General features: G+C 31.3%; 21 protein-coding genes. 10 read left to right on the forward strand and 11 right to left on the reverse strand.

Translation table 11 applies throughout. The annotated features are described in order from the left end of the window. Positions 1-15 precede the first annotated feature (15 nt). Together NQ499_RS11965 and NQ499_RS11970 are read left to right on the forward strand one after the other, a co-directional pair. A complete protein-coding gene (locus NQ499_RS11965) occupies positions 16-444 on the forward strand; it encodes an HTH domain-containing protein (protein ID WP_006507027.1) in 429 nt (142 codons plus the stop codon). A 14-nt stretch (positions 445-458) separates the two neighbouring features. After that, positions 459-1,493 (forward strand): IS3 family transposase, encoded by a 1,035-nt coding sequence (locus NQ499_RS11970; RefSeq protein WP_006507026.1) that lies wholly within the window; start codon positions 459-461, stop codon positions 1,491-1,493. On the opposite strand, the gene NQ499_RS11975 is transcribed toward NQ499_RS11970, so the two are convergent. The 8 genes from NQ499_RS11975 to NQ499_RS12010 all read right to left on the reverse strand — a co-directional run bounded on the left by NQ499_RS11975 (position 1,443) and on the right by NQ499_RS12010 (position 11,343). Continuing rightward, positions 1,443-1,814: a hypothetical protein gene (locus tag NQ499_RS11975; protein ID WP_006507025.1), complete on the reverse strand. Its 372-nt coding sequence runs from the start codon at positions 1,812-1,814 to the stop codon at positions 1,443-1,445. The genes NQ499_RS11970 and NQ499_RS11975 overlap by 51 nt on opposite strands. Positions 1,815-1,911: 97 nt before the next feature. After that, a complete protein-coding gene (locus NQ499_RS11980; protein ID WP_040390086.1) occupies positions 1,912-2,415 on the reverse strand; it encodes a hypothetical protein in 504 nt (167 codons plus the stop codon). A 138-nt stretch (positions 2,416-2,553) separates the two neighbouring features. Continuing rightward, the gene (locus NQ499_RS11985; protein ID WP_006506473.1) at positions 2,554-3,759 is read right to left on the reverse strand and encodes a tetratricopeptide repeat protein; all 1,206 of its coding nucleotides are present in this window, start codon (positions 3,757-3,759) and stop codon (positions 2,554-2,556) included. An 11-nt stretch (positions 3,760-3,770) separates the two neighbouring features. Continuing rightward, on the reverse strand, positions 3,771-5,336 hold the full coding sequence (locus tag NQ499_RS11990; protein WP_006506472.1) for an Hsp70 family protein: 1,566 nt from the start codon (positions 5,334-5,336) through the stop codon (positions 3,771-3,773). A 15-nt stretch (positions 5,337-5,351) separates the two neighbouring features. Next, positions 5,352-6,935, reverse strand: a complete 1,584-nt coding sequence (locus NQ499_RS11995) for an Ig-like domain-containing protein (protein ID WP_006506471.1) — start codon at positions 6,933-6,935, stop codon at positions 5,352-5,354. Between the two features lie 27 nt (positions 6,936-6,962). Continuing rightward, positions 6,963-7,487, reverse strand: a complete 525-nt coding sequence (locus NQ499_RS12000) for a hypothetical protein (protein WP_006506470.1) — start codon at positions 7,485-7,487, stop codon at positions 6,963-6,965. 12 nt (positions 7,488-7,499) lie between these two features. Next, positions 7,500-10,751, reverse strand: coding sequence for an ATP-binding protein (locus tag NQ499_RS12005; protein WP_006506469.1), 3,252 nt, complete (start codon positions 10,749-10,751; stop codon positions 7,500-7,502). A 325-nt stretch (positions 10,752-11,076) separates the two neighbouring features. Further along, on the reverse strand, positions 11,077-11,343 hold the full coding sequence (locus NQ499_RS12010) for a hypothetical protein (RefSeq protein WP_006506468.1): 267 nt from the start codon (positions 11,341-11,343) through the stop codon (positions 11,077-11,079). A gap of 440 nt (positions 11,344-11,783) precedes the next feature. On the opposite strand from NQ499_RS12010, the gene NQ499_RS12015 reads away from it, so the two are divergent. The 8 genes from NQ499_RS12015 to NQ499_RS12050 all read left to right on the forward strand — a co-directional run bounded on the left by NQ499_RS12015 (position 11,784) and on the right by NQ499_RS12050 (position 17,856). Beyond that, positions 11,784-12,947 (forward strand): hypothetical protein, encoded by a 1,164-nt coding sequence (locus NQ499_RS12015; RefSeq protein ID WP_006506466.1) that lies wholly within the window; start codon positions 11,784-11,786, stop codon positions 12,945-12,947. Next, on the forward strand, positions 12,947-14,035 hold the full coding sequence (locus NQ499_RS12020) for a radical SAM/SPASM domain-containing protein (protein ID WP_259848525.1): 1,089 nt from the start codon (positions 12,947-12,949) through the stop codon (positions 14,033-14,035). Before NQ499_RS12015 ends, NQ499_RS12020 begins: the two co-directional genes overlap by 1 nt. A 43-nt stretch (positions 14,036-14,078) precedes the next feature. Beyond that, entirely contained in the window at positions 14,079-14,210 is a 132-nt protein-coding gene (locus NQ499_RS12025) for a hypothetical protein (protein ID WP_006506463.1), read from the forward strand. A gap of 350 nt (positions 14,211-14,560) precedes the next feature. Further along, positions 14,561-14,884, forward strand: a complete 324-nt coding sequence (tnpA, locus tag NQ499_RS12030) for an IS66 family insertion sequence element accessory protein TnpA (protein ID WP_006506462.1) — start codon at positions 14,561-14,563, stop codon at positions 14,882-14,884. Continuing rightward, complete coding sequence (gene tnpB / locus NQ499_RS12035; protein WP_006506461.1) at positions 14,878-15,153, forward strand: IS66 family insertion sequence element accessory protein TnpB; 276 nt, start codon at positions 14,878-14,880, stop codon at positions 15,151-15,153. The genes tnpA and tnpB overlap by 7 nt, the downstream gene beginning before the upstream one ends. A gap of 308 nt (positions 15,154-15,461) precedes the next feature. Further along, positions 15,462-16,319 carry a sensor histidine kinase gene (locus tag NQ499_RS12040; RefSeq protein WP_006506460.1) on the forward strand — a complete coding sequence of 286 codons (858 nt, stop codon included), beginning with the start codon at positions 15,462-15,464 and terminating at the stop codon, positions 16,317-16,319. Continuing rightward, a complete protein-coding gene (locus tag NQ499_RS12045) occupies positions 16,319-17,137 on the forward strand; it encodes a sensor histidine kinase (RefSeq protein WP_006506459.1) in 819 nt (272 codons plus the stop codon). Before NQ499_RS12040 ends, NQ499_RS12045 begins: the two co-directional genes overlap by 1 nt. 11 nt (positions 17,138-17,148) lie before the next feature. Beyond that, complete coding sequence (locus tag NQ499_RS12050; protein ID WP_006506458.1) at positions 17,149-17,856, forward strand: LytR/AlgR family response regulator transcription factor; 708 nt, start codon at positions 17,149-17,151, stop codon at positions 17,854-17,856. Positions 17,857-17,870: 14 nt separating this feature from the next. Here NQ499_RS12050 and NQ499_RS12055 read toward each other — a convergent pair whose 3' ends face one another. From NQ499_RS12055 to NQ499_RS12065, 3 genes are read right to left on the reverse strand one after another with little or no spacing between them, the layout of a single operon-like run. After that, positions 17,871-18,413: a hypothetical protein gene (locus tag NQ499_RS12055; RefSeq protein ID WP_006506457.1), complete on the reverse strand. Its 543-nt coding sequence runs from the start codon at positions 18,411-18,413 to the stop codon at positions 17,871-17,873. Positions 18,414-18,422: 9 nt separating this feature from the next. Continuing rightward, positions 18,423-19,457 (reverse strand): helix-turn-helix transcriptional regulator, encoded by a 1,035-nt coding sequence (locus NQ499_RS12060; RefSeq protein ID WP_040390085.1) that lies wholly within the window; start codon positions 19,455-19,457, stop codon positions 18,423-18,425. Continuing rightward, a complete protein-coding gene (locus NQ499_RS12065) occupies positions 19,421-20,041 on the reverse strand; it encodes a hypothetical protein (protein ID WP_006506455.1) in 621 nt (206 codons plus the stop codon). Before NQ499_RS12065 ends, NQ499_RS12060 begins: the two co-directional genes overlap by 37 nt. Positions 20,042-20,097: the final 56 nt, after the last annotated feature.

Raw genomic sequence — 20,097 nt, forward strand, 5'->3', positions numbered from 1 at the left:
AATGGTGGTGTTATTATGGGAGTAAACTATTTTAGTGATGAACAAGTAAAGGAACTCGAAAAGAATCCATATGTAAAGAAAGTATCTATCAAAAGCATAACCTATTCAGAAAAATTCAAAGAACTCTTCTGGATTGATTTACAGAAAGGCATGATGCCTGGAAACATATTTAGAAAGTATGGATTTGATCCTCATATGTTAGGATCTAGTCGAACTCTCAAGTTCACAGATCGTGTAAGGAAAGAAGCAGCAAGGGAAGAAGGATTCAAGGATACCAGAGGCACAAAATCCGGAAGACCTTCTACAAAGAATCTTACCATTGAGGAACAGCTAGAAAGGCTTAAGCAGAAAAATAAAATTCTCCAGCAGGAGAACGATTTTTTAAAAAGAGTGAGATTTATCAACAGAAAGCAAATATTAAAACTGCAGAAGGGCAAACAATAAGAGAAAAATATAAAATGATAGATAGAACTCTTGAATCACCTAGTAATAATCTGAGTGTCTCAGCATTATGTGATACTGCAGGTGTTTCAAGAAGTGGGTTCTATTCATGGAAGAAACGAAAAGGTTCCATAAGCGAAAAAGAAGAACAAGACCGTAAGGATTTTGAACTGATTTTAGAAGCATACAGGTTCAAAGGATATGACAAGGGCAGACGTGGTATTCATATGCGTCTTCTTCACATGGGCATTGTGATGAACCATAAAAAGATTTCAAGACTGATGAAGAAATACGGACTATTCTGTCCAATAAGAAAAGCCAATCCTGCAAGAAGAATGGCTAAGGCAATGAAAACATCAAATTATGCAGATAATATTCTAAACAGACACTTCGAGGAATATGGTCCTGGATATGTGCTTGAAACAGATATTACTTATCTATTCTACGGTCACAAAAGATCTAAAGCCTATCTATCGGTGATAAAGGATGGATTTACAAAGCAGATTCTTGCATATGTATTATCACCGTCTTTAGAAGTAGACTTTGTCCTGGAGACAATCAATCAGCTTTACAGTAAACATAAGCATAATATTCACACTGATGCTTTGATACACAGTGATCAGGGTGTGCATTATACAAGTGTCAAGTTTATTGACTTACTCAAGAGCCTGGAAATCAGACAGTCAATGTCAAGAAGAGGAAACTGCTGGGACAACGCTCCCCAGGAATCCTTCTTCGGACATATGAAAGATGAGATAGGTAGATATACAGAGAATGCCTGCTCATATGAAGAACTAAAGGAAATAATAGATTCCTATATGGTTTATTACAACAATGATCGTTATCAGTACAATCTGGCCAAACTTTCACCAAATGAATATTTTGAATATTATATAACTGGTGAATACCCACTAATTCATGTCGCAAAGGAGCCTGATGAATATAAGGAAAAATTCAGACAGATAAGAAATAATCTTGATAGAAACTCAACGCTCGAGAAATTAGTAGCTATCCTTCAAAGAATAACTCATTTCAAACAGTCCATCAGGTAGTCTGCGTAAATGACTTCTGATTATATCTATATCATTATTACTTAATGATGCAAAGCCAAAATCATCCATCTTAGTGAATATAACAGTGCCATTAAAATAACCGTCAGCATCATCTGGAAATGATCTGTAAACAATAGTATGACCAGTATCATATACACTTAAATCCTTTACAAGAAGATAGACTGATGGATCATCATCAAATATATAATCTCGGTAGTCAAATACACCAAGTTCATTTCTTATGACTTCCTTCATTCTATCTGTTTCCAATACACATAAAACTCCATCTTTAATAATTACATATTTACATAGTTTACACATAAAAATATCCTCCTGGTTAATTACACCTAGAGGATATCTTTATTTCTAATCATTTTTAAGCGCCTTTTTATTTAATGTCCTTGACTCGGGGTCCACATTAGTCATCATCGATCACTTTTTCTACAGATAATTTATCTTTTAACATATTAGCAATATTTTTGACTTCATTAGGTGATTTTTTAAATAAATCATAAACCGTTTCTTTCCTATCGTCTGGCACCGCATCAAATGCACCATCTATGTTGATATCTAAATCACGTTGATCAGCAAGCATTTCTTTACAGTTGTTCTCATAATTATTATTGATTATATTTTGTTCTTCATATCGACCTAAATGTGCATTTATCATCCTCTTAATGCTAGGCGTTTGTATATTATTTTTAGGTTCTAGATTCATTTTATCAGATTTATCTACTAAATCTAAATCATTACCAAACTTACTTAATTCTATTTCTTTTAGTTTATCTAAATTAGATAATCGGTCTTCAAATAAATCACTAGTCTCCTCAGAAAATTCTTCTTGTATTGTTACATCTCCTTGAGTTTCAGGAACTGACACATCCATATAATTTTCAAAACGTTCACTCTTTCTTGTTCCCATTAAATCCCTCCAATGCCTTATAGCAAAAAAGTCCATCACATTCAATCTGTGATAGACTTAAAAATTACTTAACAGATTTAAATAGCTGCTAAAAATAAATTCAATATTCGAATTTTAATACGAAATTATACTAATGTTTTATCTAAAGAACGCTCCTGTAGCGATATAGTATGCAAGTTTGATAATTGCAACGATACAATTCCATAAAAAGCGAACAAACCATCCACCAAACTTTGCTGCTAATTCACCAATATAACTTACCAAAGATTCAAGTGCACCCATTTCTCCAGTTACATAAGTTTTGTTAATCTGCCAATATGGTCTAAAACTAAAATAAACAAGAATCGCATCAATAAGTAATAATGGTACCCCAATCATCGGAATTAAGAAGAATAGAATAAGACCATAAATTGTTAATGATTTTATGCTCTCTACATTCCAAGAATTCCATTTTTTCTGTCCATAAAACTTTGCATCCTCTAGCTGATTTTGAGTATGTTCATCACTATAAATTTCAGCTGCTTTAGTACGTAACTTCAGACATTTTTGGTAGTCATATTTACTTGCAATAAATGTAGAATTGTCCTTTTCATCGTAAAAATAACAATTATTTGAATATGAAATAATATTATATGCAGTATTACGCTTAAAGTCATTATCAGCAGGATGTGCCTCAATATAAGTATCAATTTCCTGGAACGCCAAATCTTCGTCACCCTTATTAAGGTGTAAATTGATTTGTTCTGAATGACCAATAGAAGAATTTGGAGTTAATTCCAATAATTTATTAATTCTCTTTTGAGCATCTTCATAATCCTTAGTTCCTGTAATAGCCATTCTTGCTCCTAACCAATGAAGATTGATGGCGTCGTTAAAAATATTAATTCCATCATCAATAGTTTTAACAGCCTTACCGTAATTCTGCATATCAAAATAGCATCTAGCTAATACATTATATGCATCTGGATCGTTTACCTTACCTTCAATAGCTTCTTCAGCACACTGAGTAGCCAATTTAATGTCACCCTTACGATAGTACTGCTTAGCTTCTTCAATAAGACTCTTCATCTTTTCTTCTGCGTAATCTTTTATTTTTCCTTCTTTATAGGCTTTATCTAAAGATGTATCATACTCTTTTCTTTTAGTTGCTTTAACTAAATATCTAAAGCCCTCACCAACTTTTTCAAGAATGCTGTCTATAAGTATTAATTGCTCTTTATCATTACATGCACTTTGTCTCTTTGTCCAAAGTCTCTGAATTTCTTTTAATTTGCTTTTGATAGTCGGTTCATCCCAAGAACGGTCAAGAGCTAATTCTTTATAAAGATCATATGTAATAACCATAACTTTTCTCCCTATTCACCACTAATATTTAATCTACTAATACTATCTATGTTTCTTTTTACCTCTTCTTCAGATAGGTTTGAAACACGATCAATATGCATTTCACCTAAATCACATTGTAAATCCTGGTCATATACCCTTACATGAATTATTGAATTCTCATCACATGCAATAGTAACCTCAATACCAACTATTTGTTCACGAGGAGTAATTTCAATAACAGCTGTACCAATTATTGTAACATATCGCAAATCTTCTTCTTCACCTTGAGTGACTTGAATTTTTAATGTCTCCTGATACGGAACAGTTGTTTGGTAATAATTTGTTTTTTCAGCCGGAACCTGAACATTCTTTGGTAAAATTACAGAATTTGATTGTTCATTGTATTCATTAGTAATAACAATCCCAATACCATGTGAAGTTACATCTGTAAATGAATATTTCTTGGCTGGTTCAGGTATATCTATTACTTGAACATCTTCTTTTGTACTTCCTGTTGTTTCTGATTTAGCTTTTTGCGTTTTTAACACATCTAACACATGGTATGCTGCACCAATTGCAACAGCCTCATCAGGATGAACTTCAGAAGAAGGTATAATTCCAGTTTCTTCCTCAATAAAGTCACGAACAACTGGCATTCTTGTTGATCCACCAACGATCAAGATTTTATCTAAATCTTCATATTCAATTCCTGCTTCATCGCAGGCATTCTCCATACTGCTGACTGTTTTATAAAGTAATGGTTCTACAAGATCAAGAAAATCTTCTTTAGTAAGCGTATATTTGAATGGCTGTCCACCAACATTTAAAGTGATTTTTGTTTTATCTTTTGATGATAATGATTTTTTTGCACTCTCAGCTTTTAATTGTAAATCTTGACGTGCTGTCATATCCTTAGAAATATCAATTCCATTTTCTAGTGCTTCTTCCATTACAGCTTCAATAATCTTAGAATCAAAATCATATCCACCTAATTTTCTATCACCAGATGTACCTAATACAGTTATAGAATCACTATTAAAACGTATAATAGTAACATCGAATGTTCCACCACCTAAGTCATAAACCATAACTGTTTGCTCTTTATCTGTTCCTTTAGAAATTCCAAAAGAAAGTGCTGCGGCAGTTGGTTCATTGATAATAGCAAGCACATTTAAACCAGCAATTTTCCCTGCATCCATAGTAGCTTTACGTTGTGCCTCATTAAAATATGCAGGTACTGTTACAACTGCACCATCTACAGTATCTCCGAGATAACTTTCAGCATCTTTTTTCATTTTTGACAAAATAATAGCCGAGATAGCCTCAGGTGAATATTTTTCTCCTGATTCAGTAGTGAAAAAATAATCTCGTTCTCCCATATGACGTTTGACAAACTGTTCAAAATTTTGAGGATCAAATAGACTTTGTGATTTAGCCTCTTTACCTACTACAGTACTATCCTCATCAAATAATACAGCCGAAGGAGTGATGTTATCTCCTTCACTATTTGGAATAATTTCAGGTTGTCCATTATCATTTATGTAAGCCATGCATGAAAAAGTTGTACCTAAATCAATCCCTATGTACTTTCCCATAATAATCTCCCTTCTTTATTTAAATAATTTATTGAAAAAGCCGTTTTTATTCTTTTTTCGTTTTGCTTTAGACACAACGACATTAAAAACACGACTAATTCGATTAGTTGAATTTGTAATTACAATTGTGGTTTCGCCACACTTCTTTGCATATAATACATTTTTTACAACATTCACAATATCAGAATTATTTGATCTAATTGTAATGTCTCCGTCCATACAATCATCCGGAACACATTTATATGTTAATTCTACTTCTTGTAATGCTTCTATCTTTATATTTCCATTTTCATCAACAGGAGCACCAAATTCCAAGTCTTGTAGATGATGTTTAACTGTACAAATACACTGTGCTGACACATTCTCTGCTGTACAAATAATTCTGCATGATCCCGGACCAACTGCCTCAACATTTCCTTTGTTATCTACTCTTAGTACTTTCTCATCTGTACTTTTCCATAAAATAGCATCGACATTGTCAGCATCAACAGGATAATAATCTAATATAAGATTTTCAGTATCAGAAACACCCATCAATAAAGTATCATCAGACAAAACCAAACTTGTTATTCTATTACGCTTATATACATGTATATTTTTCGTAAAAAAGGGCTGTTTAGTACCCAATTTATACACTTCTAAGACACAATCACCCTCTGATAAACCATAAACTGATAATCCATCACAAGAAGCAATCTTTTCATTTCTCACTTTAAATATAAGCTTTGGAATTATTCCAACATTAGGACTTTGAGTGATTTCTATGCGTATACTTTTACCAGTTTCTACACTTTTTTCAGTTTTTATATTGATAATTGGCTCTATTGCTGAAATCACTTTAAGTTCTTTAGCTAATTTATTACCACCCTTAATACTTTCTAAGCATCTTCTAAATGCCACAGTTAACGGCATTTGTATAAAACATTGAAAAATCATGTCAAACACTTTATCTTTTGTTACTTCAAAACACCAATTATTATTAGCAATAGATAGAATTCTATTTTCATTTCCAATAACCAAAACAAATGCTGGTTTGTGAACTGATATTCTTTCCAAATATCTTGCTCCTTGCTCCAAACTATCAATTACAATAAAAAGTATCGAATTATCTGTTTCTTCGTATTCACATTTTTCACCTATCGTACTCACTCTAACGGCACAAAACAGATTATTAATATCAATCTTTAAAATATCATCTAATAGATCTTGATGAATTGATGAAACCAGAAATGTTGCATCAACTACCGTTCTATGGTAAGACGTTATTCCAGCTTTCTTAATCAACTGATTCAGTTTCCCCATTCTCTTTGGAAGAGAATCAACAATTGGAAATTGTGTATTTCTGAACCCTACGCACTTATCATGATTATTCGATATAAAACGAACAATCTCTGCATCTTGATCAGTTCCAATAAATGAAAGAATAAAATCATCGTGCACCTCGGCATACAGAGCATCTATAATTTCCGGTGCCCATTGCCAAATATATTCATCCGAGTACTGAACTAGTCTACTAAAAGCTGGAATTTGAACGCCATCTATTACAACCTTAAGCTGAGGCTTATATGGATTATATTCAATTTCAACTTCACGTGGCATATAAATACCTCCCACATACTATATTTTTTATCTGTCAAAATCATCGTCTTTATCTTTGGTATTCTTCTCAGTGTTATTTTCCTTATATTTAACACGAGCTCCTCCATCTCCATGCTGTTTGTCATCACCTTCATTACCCTCGCTTGAAGACTCTTTTTTCTCTTCATTTCCTTCTTTAGGTTTAGAAACATCATAACGAAGATTATTAACAAACTTATCGCGCTTTTCCTTAGCAGTCTCTACTGGCTTATCACTTTTATCGCCTTCTTTATTTTCTTTACCATCATCCTTTTTAAACAAACGATTTTTTATTCCCGTTAAAAATCCTTGTTTTTGTTCACCTTGATTTTCATTGGCCTCTTTTTTATTTCCTTTTTCACCAGATGATTCTTTAGAATCTAATGCATCTAATTTTTTATTAAAGTCATCATTACAAGCTTCTTTTGATTCCTTTATTTTACCAGTAGATTTTTCTGCATTATCGGTCTTTTCATTTGCTTCATTTCCTTCTCTTTTTGAATCGCTAGTTTCATTAAATTTTCCAATTGACATTTTGATATCTCCCTATAATTCTATTGAAAACATTCTATATAACATTCTACAAACCATTGCTAATTTGTTATTTCTGTTATATTTTATCTGTCCCCCAACTCCTGCAATATAAATCAAGAACAAAATTAATTCTGTTTTAATTTTTTCTGAATCTATAGTCACATAAAGAGAAAGAGCATTAAATATCTTTTCAAACCATACCTCCATACCTTCCTCATATTCAGTTACAAGGTCTCTAAATTCTTTTGTATTCTCATCATATTCCAAGAACTCAGTGTATGTAGGAATTCCAGTAGTAGGAATAATTTCAAATAAATGATCGCATTCGACTAAATCCATTAATAGTTGTCCAAAATACTTACGGCTACAGTTCTTCTGTGAAAATATTTTTTCATTATATGATAATACAATTTCATCCATTTCACGTTTCTTATCCGCAGTCAATTCTGATTTTTTAATAATTGATCTTATTTTCATAGGCGAAAAACGATTGCTATGATATTGATTAATAAGTTCAACAACTATATTCCCTTTAACACTTCTAAGTAGAGTTGTATCAGTATATTCAACCTCAGCATTATAACGATCATCCCATCTGTCTATTTTCATAAGAACTGGTGAGAGCCACCCTTTTTGGAATACTGCTGCAACACCCACATTTAAACGAGATAACTCGCTTGTCTGTTCCTCATTTAGAGAGAGCGCACTTCCAAGTTCTTCACAAGCGTCCTTTGCTGGTGTATTCATAATGATTTTAGTAGCTGTGTTTTCTATCGCTGATGTATCGACCGCCATCGGAGATTGGTCAATAATAATAAAACCTTCTCCATATGTTCTCATTTCTTTAATAGAATTACTGATCATTTCTACTGATTTACCAACCATATTTGCTCCCTCTTGATTCTGATCTTTAGAAGTTCTTTTTAAGAGGTTGTGTGCTTCTTCCAAAACTGTTACATGTTTAAGTTGAGAATTAAGAGATAGACTCTTATTTTCTTTTCGTTGTGATTTTCTATACTCATTAAGTTTCATAATAAGTACACCCATAATTAAGGCAATTGCTTCATCTGAGCCTAATTCGCTCAAATCAATAACAACGTTTGAATCAAATAACAAAGAATCATCAATACCTACACTATTTTTAAAAATCACACCATTAATACCTACTGTCATGGACTGTACACGCGTTAATAATGCACCTTTGTAATCACCCTTAGAATCAGCAGAATAGTCTGATGTATTTATAATTTGAGGTAATAATTCTAATACATCTGCAAAAACAGGATATTTATGATCACAAATTCCAGGAATCCAAATCGATTTTTGTACATCCCATCCACATTTAACATACGCATTCACCACAGCTTCTTTTAAGATTGCTGGCATCGCTGCATAAAGTGGCCAAGATGCATTAAATATCTGTAATAGTTGTTCTATATGCGATAATAAGTGAATACTTTCTGGAAATTGAAACGGATTAATTTTTAGCATTCTGTAAGCATTAGGATCTGTTGTAAATATTTTAATTCCTTTTAATCCACCAAATATTTGTTTATATTCACCCTTCGCTGGTTCAATTATCATTATTTTTACATCATTTTGAATTACTGATTCTAGCAATTGATAAGTAGCATAAGATTTACCAGAACCTGAAGACCCAGTAATAAAACAATGGGATGCTAATAAATCCAAGTCCATTTTCACACGAGTATCTTCAACAACTCCCATATGATAAATGCTGCCAAAATCGATACTACGCTTTGGCTGTTTATTTTCATATACAACAGAGCGACCAAATTCAGCCATTTCTACAATAGCAAGTCCGGCAACTGATTTTTTTGGAAATCCCATCACCAATGGGAGTTCATATCCACTTACTAAATTTGTAGGTGTTACCAACTGTTTTGTATACCCCCCATCAAAAGATGGCATTTCTGCTTCAGGATGTGCAAAATGTAATATATAATCCAATATTTTTTCTATTGAATCACTTTGATTCATTGACCATATATTTAAATGAGCACTTTCAACATTCGAATTATCTCCTGTCATTAGCGCCTTATAAGTATTACTAGAAAGGGCTGTAGTATGAATATCTTTAGATATAAAGTAACCACAGAATTCCCACATTCCAAATGACTCACATGTTTTAAAACGTTCTAACTCATCTTTTGCACGTTCAAGTAAAGTGGTTACACCTTTATTTTCATAATTTAGTGTTATTGTTTTAGAACTACCTGTTGATGTTGTTGTTCCACGTGTTCTTCCTTCTGTGGAACTTGAACCTGTACTATCTGAAATAGATTGTGTAAATGAATTACCAGATGTATATGAAGAGAATGAACCATTAGAATAACCTGTACTGCTTCCCCCTCCTAGTGACCATCCACCAGAGGAATAGCTACCATTCGAGCTACTAGTAGAACTTTGCCCATAATTTGATCCATTTGATTTTGAGGAACTTTTCGTATTTGAATTACTCACACTTCTATTTACTGATTTAGAAAAACTTGCAGAGATACTTTCATTTACTGCACTACTTTCATTTTCACCATAAGCAATCGATAATTTCGCATGTGGTGAAAGAGATGAATATAGTTCTTCATATCCATATTTTCTTTGTTGCATTGTTGCATCATCTAATGGTGTTGCAATAAAAATAGCTGTGTATACCTTCCCACTTAATGTATCGATAAACTTTTCCATCCCCTGAACAAAAGATTCTGTCTCAAATTCTTTTTCTCTCATAGATGGAACCATTGAAACTGAAGAAAGACTCTTTATTCCTGATTTTTTGATCTTTTCAATCATCAGTTCACTCTCTGATATAGTTAATGAATTATATGTAATACCAGGAAAATTACCTTTTAGCGTAGACTCTAATACATCCCCTGCAATAGCGGCATTATTTCTAGATCTTATACCTATATAGAATCTTATTTTATTTCCTTCACTATCAATAATAAGAGAAACAGCACTTCCAAAACTATGAATAGCTGAATAAACACTTTTTAACTTATCTACAAACTTTTCTTTTTTATCAAATACAAGTTTTGTGATTTCAATAATTCTCATATTTGAAACATCCAATACACTTCTTGAAACAGGTAAAATTGGAGCTGAAGAAAAAGAATCTAAATAAGAGCGATTCAAATAAATATCCGCCACATTAAATCCCTGTGCAAGTTGTAACTCAGTATTCACTCTTTTTTCAGATTCATTCCATGCATCTTCATACTGTACATATCTCTTTTGTTCGGTCATTTCTCTGTCTCCTTACTACTGCTATACTTTTTAATCGTTAATTATTAAACAATACGTTCTTCAATCACTAATTTTAAAAAAATCAAAATCAGATGACCAATAAATGTAACAAATTATTATCCACACAATTAGAAAATTTACATTTTTTAATTGTTCAAGTAACCTATATTTTTTTAGATACATTGTCTCTATTACGATATCATTTATCACCTCTTCCAATTATCAAAATGTAATAATATGTATTTATAGTTCACTAATAAAATGTGCACAATGTAAGAATTAACATCTCCGAGCATTAGAAAACATGCCTCTCAGCATGTTATGACTAGCTATCCTTAATAACCACTGTTCGATTTAGTTTTGCTACCTCTTCATTAAACCCTTCTTCATTCCATTCATTTTTATAGTAAAGACTCTTATAACTCAATGAAGAGACTTTATTAATCTTTGTGGAATCAACTCCTTTCTCCAACAAACGATTCCTTACAGTTAGACCACGCTCATACCCAAGCTTCTGTAGTCTTTCGCCAGATGTGGTCTTGTCAAAGGCTGTCGCACCATAGATATTTACTGCACTAGCATAGTTACTCAAATAGAGACAACACTATTCAATTTTTCTGGATTCAACAAAGTGAAGGAGTTCTTTTCGAACCCTAGCCCAGTCAACCAATACTTATTTTTAATATCATTATAGTTATTACTAACCATAAATACTGCATTATAATCAGTGTCTTGGCCTACCTTACTTACCTTTGGCGAACTTTTGTAACCTTTGTTACTGATGGGGTTACTGTCACTGAAATGAATATTGTCTTTGTTCATACCCGATTCAATTAGGCTGACCAATTATATTTTACAGGAACAGGTTTTCTTATTTTGAAACCTTTTGCAAAAATTGAAATTTATGTTAAAAATTGCATATATTTACAAATATAACACTATATCCAAATGTAAATTTATTCTTATGGTAAACTTTAGAAAATTATTAAATTCTTATTGTATAGGTGAAGAAGAAAGGAATAATGACGTCAAATGAACAGAAAAATGATATTCCAACAATTTAAAGATATTGCTAGTGACAATTGGAAGTTAATTGACTTTGTTGCTTTGAAATCAAAAATAGGCGATTTGTTTTTTGATACATACTACTTAGAAGGACACGCTATGTATGAGCATTCTTTAACAAATACAGATATGAAGTTCATCGATTTCACTCGTGAAATTGGAGTATATGGAATATCTGAAAAAATGGATTCGAGCAATAAAGATATTGATAAATTTTATATTCGAACAAATATAAGTAATGAAAAACAAGAATTATCTTTAATTAATTACCTAGTAAAAAATAAACTCCTATCAAATAATCAAAAAGACATTATCAATTATTTACGAAATATGGATATTGGAATAAATGATAATGATTATAGAGCTCTCTATTTTTGTGGATTTTCAAAGAATGTCGCATCAAAGGAATTTGATAGTATTCGCTTCTATTTCAAATGTTTTGGCGTTAATGAGATGATAGACAACAGTTTAGATTATTTGAAGTACTGCGAACAAGATCCAATGATTAGAAAAGATATAACATTTCAAATAATAAAACAAATGATTATAGAAGAACAAGTCAAACTACGTTTTATTGGAATTGAAATATCGAATACCAATGAATTAAAAATAAAATACTATATTTCACAATCAAAAGAAACTGTAGATTTAAGTGATCTTTTATTATATTTAAAGAATTATAAACAATATGAAATCAATGCTGAAAATTTAATAAAAAGTCTACCTGATATATCCATATATAAATGTTCATTAATACAATTATCGAGTGGTTATACTAATGAAGGAGAATGCATAAACATGTATTTTGAAAAGAATCAAAACAATAAAAAAATATTTTATTCCATTAAGGAAGGAATAGTTTTAAGAGATGTTGGCGGAGTTGTTTTTTTGATAGATATTCATGAAAAATATTATTATGACTATAAAAACTTGTTTTCTGTTAATGATATTGGGAAAGTAATTATAAAATTTGCATTGAATAATAAGGTATTTACCATTGAAGCAGTTGTCTCATATTTAAAATCAATAATTAAAGATTATCACCCTGAAATGTATTCTTTAATTTATTCGGATTGTCAAAAATTCATTAATGAATTATTAGATTTAGGTTATGTGGAGGAGATAAAATAATGTTTGCAGAAGAGTTTCATACTAATGGAAATAGTTCTATCGAACAAATTAGAGAAGAAATTTGGATAAAAAAACGCCACCCACATGTGGGAGGAATTGAATTAACTCCTTATTGCAATTTAAGATGCGTACATTGTTATTTGCAGGATCAAATAAATGAATCTTTACTTTCAACAGAAGAGATTAAGAAAATTCTGGATATGCTTTGTACTGCAGGAGTTCTATTTTTATACTTTACTGGAGGAGAAATTTTTACGCGACCAGATTTTTTAGATATATATGTATATGCTAAGAAAAAAGGATTTATTATTGAACTTCTGACTAATGGTACGTTGATTGATAATAAAGTAATTGAAATTTTTAACAAATATCCACCTGCATCAGTGAGCATTAGCATGTATGGTAAAGATGAAGATAGTTATTATCGAGTGACAAAACAAAAAGGCATGTATAAAAGAGTGATAAATACATTTGAATTATTATCAACTAATTCTATCCATTTTGAAATTAAATATATTGGCATGAAAGAAAATCAAGACGATTTCTTTGCAGTACAAGAAATAGCTAAAAAATATGATGCAAAATTCTCATATTCTATGGAATTATTTCCAACTTTAAAAGGAAACGATTGTACAAAAACTCATATGATTTCTTTAGAAAAAATATTAGAAATAGAAAAAAATATTCCAGGAAAAATTGAAGAATATAATCATTTATTTGAAATTAAAAATCCATTTGCTGATAAAGATAATGTTCCTTTATATTTATGTGATATGGCTATTTCAAATTTCTTAATCGATTACCAAGGATATTTAAATCCTTGTCATAAATGTAGAATAAAAAAGTGGAATTTATTGGAAAATGATTTTGAAACTGCGTGGGATGACTATAAATCACTTCTCAAATTAAAAGCATCTAAGGAAAATAAATGTTTAAAATGTAAATATCTAATGATGTGTAGTCCATGTGTAATTGTAAATCACTTAGCTACTGGTGATTATAATAAGCCGGCAGAAAGCGTTTGTAAATTAACACATATGCGATTTGAAATGTGCAAGTTAAAAAATAATATTCATAACACTATGTAAAAATACACTAGTGTTTTGAAAATATATTGAAAGGAGAAAGAATATGGAATATACAAGTCCAAATTTAACAACTATTTCTTTAGAAGTTAAAGGAACAGAAAGACAAAATTCTGCTGATGGTCCTTCTAAATGTAGCAATTCTTGTTGTTATTATAGAGATGGAGCAACTTGGTAAAAAGTGTTGTATTTTATAGAAACCACTTACAAAAAAAGGAGATTAGGATAAGATAAAAATTTCTGATTTTTTCCTTTTCTCTAAAGAATCTCAGAATTTGAAGAGAACAGTTTGTTTGATAACAATAACATCTGTTCTCTTTTTTTGTAATCACAGAATTAAGAAACCTAAAAAATGGTGATCAAATCATATTAAATTTGATTATCATTCATCTCAAAGTAAGTGCCAAATTATATAGTGGTTAGAAATAGACCTCACCATATTAGATAATTAGCAGTGTTTTTAGATACTAAATTTGCTATATGTAGTGATTTTAGCACTAAATTCACTATATAGAGGATGGTGAGATCATGGATATTCAAAGCATTAATGATCATATCAAGACCAAGCAATGGATAGAAAGGATTAAAGAATGCAGGGAAAGTGGACTTCCTGTCAGAAGATGGTGCAAGCAGAACAACATATGTGAGCAGACCTACTACTGCTGGCTAAAGAAACTTCGAAAGATGGCAATCGAAGCAGGTGCTATACAAACTCCGTCATTCGTACCTGTTGGTCAGAGCACATTTGATAACCAGAACATAATTATAACTAAAAGTGATGTTCGTATAGAATTTCCCTGTGATACAGATATAGGAACCGTAACGTACATCATTGGTTCACTATTATGCTAGGTGATATCTCCAGAGCTGAGCATATCTATATAGCTATTGGCTATACAGATATGAAGAAACAGATTGATGGTCTTAGTGCACTTATCACAGTGCAGTTCAAGTTAGATCCCTTTTCAAATTCAGTGTTTCTGTTCTATGGAAGAATTACGAGAGTGATGAAAGCACTGTACTGGGAGGGTGACGGCTTTGTGCTCCTTTACAAGAGACTGGAAAACGGCAGGTTCAAATGGCCTAGAGATGAAACTGAAGCAAGAGAAATAACACCCTAGCAGTTCAGATGGCTCCTGGGGGGGGACTGGCAGTTGTACAGCATGGAAGAATAAAGAAAACAAGTCCAAAAGCATTCATATGATCTTCTTAATAAGAATCAATTATATCTTTATATAATTCATTATCATACATCCCTTTAATATCCATGACTCTCACCTCCCATTCATCTACTTTTCAAATAAAATAAATGTAATAATTACACTTTATATCACATTTCATGACATTCATGACGCTTAATTGCTCTTATATGCAAAATCACGCGTTTTCGTGATTTCATGGCTTATAATAATGAGCGTAGGAGGCTCATATGCAATCATTTATTATATTTATACTTTATATGCTATATGTACTAACTAGCGCCCAGTACTTATATTATCAGCTATTAAAACCAAAAACAGATCATATTCTGCTTGTTGGTATCATACTTCATATTCTCTTTGTAGTACTTTATCTATTACTACAGAAACATTCATTTCTAGCTACCTATCTATTATACATCTTTATGTTTCTTCCTTCACTATTCTATGAAGGAGATATGAAACATAAATTAACACTTACATTTATGTTACTTACCTTTTCATTGACTGCAGAAACAATTCTTGCGATTGTTTTTGTTGCAATCAGTCCACTATTTCCACATATTAATATGGTTCCTGTATTATTTAAGACAAATAATCAATATATACTTATTAGTATATTCTCATTGTTGACCGGATCATTCGTCTTGTTACTCACAGTAAAAGCTGCTTTTCTTCTTAAGAACTCCTTTACTGTTTTAAAATCAGGATTAATTTTAAGAACATGTTTCTATTTTGTGGCAGTGATCTTTATTAATAATTTATTTGCAGCACCATCTGCTATAAAATTCTCTTTATTCCTTGTTCTAATTAGTATGGTTGCAACGATTTTCTTGATTATTTTATTCAACCGACTATTTAATGAGATTTCTGAGTCCAGTCATGATATTGCCTTGAAACAACAGCAGGTAGAACTTGTAGAATCCCAATTAACATCTTATAAAGAAACAGAAGCGCAGTATATTGAGATACGTCATTGGAATCATGATATTGCGAATCACTTATTATCATTGGCACATTTAATTGAATCTTCTAAAAATGAAGAAGCTAAAGAGTATATTCGTAATATTATTGAGGAGGAGAAATAATGAAGTCTTATAAAATGACCTTTTTATGTATTATCTTTTCTTCTATCTTTGGCCTTTTAAGTAAAATGAGCCTTACTTCACCAAAATTAAGCTCTTTTATTGGTTTATTTCAGTTCCTTATGCTTATCACAATAATGAGTATTGTTGTATCAGTGTACAATACTATTAAAAAGATCTTTGACTTAACTGAACAGAATATTAAGCTCGATACAATGATGAAAAATCAGGAACTTAGAAAGAAACAGGAAACAGAATTAAAAGTAATGAAAGACAATGCAGAAGAGTTCCAAAATGAAATTAAAAAAGCCTTAAAGGCTGTAAGTGGGATGTTGGAAAACAATGATATAGATCAAGCAAAAGAAACACTTATGCAGTTATCTGATCATTTTGAATCTGTAAGAATGCATCCTATTTGTTCTGATTCCTTAATGAATGCGATTTTGCAATCAAAGAGAGAATATGCGAATACATTAGGTATTGATGTTCATTATCATGTAGTGACTGAGTATGCGAATAGATTTGATACAGATTTATCTGCAGTACTCTTTAATTTATTAGATAATGGAATAGAAGCGTGTCTTGGATGTTCTAATTCATCATTAACATTGACTATAAGTGATCATCTAGGTTATTTACATATTAAGATGGTGAATTCAAAACAAGAGAAGAAGTTTACAGGAGAAACAACCAAAGAAGATAAAGTACATCATGGTTATGGTTTATCTATTATTACAGATATTGCGAATAAGCATGATGGATCAGTCCAATGGATTGATAATGGTGATACATTTACATCACTTGTTATGTTGAAAGTATAGGAGGTAACAATATGCTTAAGATTGGGTTATGTGAGGATAATGAAATACAACATAATCAGATATTATCCTTTTTAGAAACGATTTCTTTACCTAAGCATGCGATTAATTCTTTTTATAAAGGGAATGATTTATGCAATAGTATTCAAGAAGCAATGAAAAATAAAGAGCCTTATGATATTGTGATTATGGATATTGATTTACCCGATGGTAATGGCATTAAGTTCTCTAAACAGATTAATGTCTTTTCACCTCATACAATTATTATTTATATGACATCTTATGAAGATTATGTGAGTGATGTGTATGATACAGAACATATCTATTTTATTCTTAAGAAAAATTATCAGAAGTATTTACCACATGCTTTATCACTCGCAAATGAAGCATTAAATAAACAAAGAAGAGCTTCTTTAAAGATTTTCTGGAATAAAGAAGAATATAACATCTTACAGAAGGATATCTTCTATATGGAGAGACAATTAAGAACAACAATGATTATGACTCCTACACAGACTTATTCAACATCTGAAAAGCTTGCAGATTTACTGGAACGTTTAGAAGATTCATTTGCACTGTGTCATCGTAGTTATATTATAAATTTAAAGATGGTCCAGGAAATCACAAAAGATTCTGCACTTCTTGTAAATGGGACTTCTATTCCTATTAGTCGTCGTTATTATAGTTCTTTAAAGGATAAGATAAACAATATGATCTCGTAAAAAGACCTAGACACCTAAATGTCTAAGTCTTTTAATATATCTTCAGATTCCACAAACTCAGGATCCATGTGTGTTAAGAAATGCCACTCACCTGTATCTCTATATAAGATGGCTTCGCCATCTTCAGAACCAAAATAAGCTCTCTCTACCTCATATCCTTTAGATTCTAAGTATTGTTTAACACATATATAGTTATATTCTCTTTTCTCTATATAATCCTTAAGTTCATTATTAGGAATAGAATAAGCATCCACTCTTGTTGCTCCTTCAATCATTCCACTTCCTGGTATAGATAAGTCTACTATCTCATCCCAATAAATATCTACTTTACCATCACCAGTAAACATATATGTAGTAAAAGGTACAATATGTCCATTATATTTTAGTTCTACATAATCAGGTACAATAGTAGGATCAAAGTATTCATACTCAAATCCTTCTATCACTTCATAATGATAACCATGTAATTGTGATATAAACTCTCTACCTTGCTGTATTGTATGAAACAAACCAACATTGGTACTTAACTCACCTTGGCACAATTTTAATATATACATAGTGTACTCCTATTTTTTATAGTAGCTTAAGTTCTCTTCTAATGCAGACACAATAGAATCCTTTAATTTTTCTGGACCTACTACAACCATCATAGGACCAAACTGTCTAATCCAGTTCATCAAACCTGTATTAAAGATAATCCCTTCAATACGTGTTTCATACCATAACTGCTTATTATTGTAACCAGTTGGAGGAATAGTCTTAGTCATAGTAATCTCATTTCCAAAACGAGAAACAACTTCTCTAATAAGAGCTGCATCAAACTTAATATGTAATGTAATTTCTTCACCATCAAAGAAACTATTCATTGATTTCTCTAATGATTGTCTTAAAGATTCACTAATCTTCTTTTCATCATCAAAATCAAAATAATATGTACGACTATACTGTAAATCTCTAATACGATCCATACGGAATGTAGTCAAAGAATCCTTATGCTTATTATAATACGCACGTAAATAGTAATGACCATCCACAATAACTGTATTATAAGGACTTACATTATAATATTCATGACTAATACCAGCATTCCCTTTTGTAGAATGTGTTTCTACAGGATGTCCATCAATGATTGCATAATCGATATACTTAAAGCGTATATCTTTCTTATTACGTATTGCGGAAGTAATGGTCTTTAAGTTTCTACTAAGTGAATAAACTTCTTCTTCATCTTCTTCTAATTCAGGAATGATTAAATAATCCTTCTGTTTTGCAGAAGAGAATTTTAAAAGTTTATTAATCAATTCTACTTTATCTGCACGACTTAAGTCCTGACGATAATTCACCATATCAATCAATAACTGTAGTTGTGCTTCATCAAAATAGCCCGTTTCAATAATATAACCAAAACGTCTGACTGCTTTGATTATTTCTTTTCCAAACATTAAAGATGTAAATGCATTAATCTGTTTAATCACTGCATAAACAGCTTTTAAACCAATATCATAACCTTTTTCTTCTAATTGACGCTGTATTTCTTCTGCACTGATACATTCTTCTGAATTCATCAATAATGAGAAGACAGCCCACATTTTTTCTCCCATCTTATGCCTCCTGATACCTGGTAAGATACCTTTTTACTATAATGATCCACAAGTAGGAAATAACCAATCAAATCATAAGATGCATAAAGATTTAAAAGTGATTCATCTGGTTCCACAACGCAATTTTCTAAGTAGTCATAAGCCCCTTCAATATCTTCTTCTACCAAAGAGAAGTAAGCAGCCTGTGCATAAGTAATGACTTCTTTCTCTACTAATATAGAAATAAGAGCAACATATGAGAAAGGCATCAGATGTCTCACAATACGATACACATCTATTGGTGATCCATTGTGCAGCATATAGTTACATAACTTTTTATTCAATGATTGAATACGTGGATGATCTCCAAATAAATATTCAATCATTACAAGATGATTTTCTAGACATTGCATATCATCAATTTCATAGAGTTTCTTTAAAGCAAGTCCTAAGTATTTCTTTTGATGTGCCTTAATATAAGCCTCTATTTTCTTCTGACTTCTGCAAGTATCAATAAATGAATCATGATATACATCAATGATATCTAAATAGTCCTTTAACTTATTTAATGAGATTGATGTAATTTCTTTATAACTTTCTAACATATTCTTTCCCTCCTCTTTTTTCTAACACTATTATAGCGAAGAGAAAGAATTAATGC

Origin of the sequence: Catenibacterium mitsuokai (genome assembly GCF_025148785.1) — a bacterium.
In the GTDB taxonomy this organism is placed as follows: Bacteria; Bacillota_I; Bacilli_A; order Erysipelotrichales; family Coprobacillaceae; genus Catenibacterium; species Catenibacterium mitsuoka.